General features: G+C 36.2%; 1 protein-coding gene and 1 pseudogene. Both read left to right on the forward strand.

Going from position 1 to position 445, the window contains the following annotated elements:
- Positions 1–11 precede the first annotated feature (11 nt).
- Positions 12–107, forward strand: coding sequence for a hypothetical protein (locus AC1DJR_RS33465; RefSeq protein ID WP_477004621.1), 96 nt, complete (start codon positions 12–14; stop codon positions 105–107).
- Positions 70–445: pseudogene (locus AC1DJR_RS33470) on the forward strand (DUF4047 domain-containing protein); the annotation flags it as partial. The gene AC1DJR_RS33465 and the pseudogene AC1DJR_RS33470, both read left to right, overlap by 38 nt.

The following is a 445-nucleotide window of genomic DNA, read 5'->3' on the forward strand; positions in this document are numbered from 1 at the left end:
AGTTAGAACAGGTGCTTGTTACGTGGAAGCAAGGGCGTGAGAAAATTGTTACTGAGAGGGAACTGTTAGTTAGAACAGGTGCTTGTTACGTGGAAGCAAGGGCGTGAGAAAATTGTTACTGAGAGGGAACTGTTACAAAAGGTATATGCATCAATAGAAAATCCTTATAACAAAGTGAAAGAATAGTTAAAGGGAAATAAAAGTGAATCTAATAAGCAAGTATTCTCGTATGTGAATGCTGGTTTTCATATAGTTAAAGAATACTGCGAGTATGTGGATAAAGAGGTTAATTTACAGGAGATTGATAAACAAATTCAAGCTTTTGAGAAATCATTAGTAGATGAAACAGCAAAGCAAGTGAGTGAGGCAGAGAAGAAAAAGAAATTAGAAGAGAGCAAGAAACAGGAAGAGGCGAAAAAACTAGAAGAGAGCAAGAAACAAGAAG

Source organism: Bacillus sp. 05T31, from assembly GCF_056396725.1.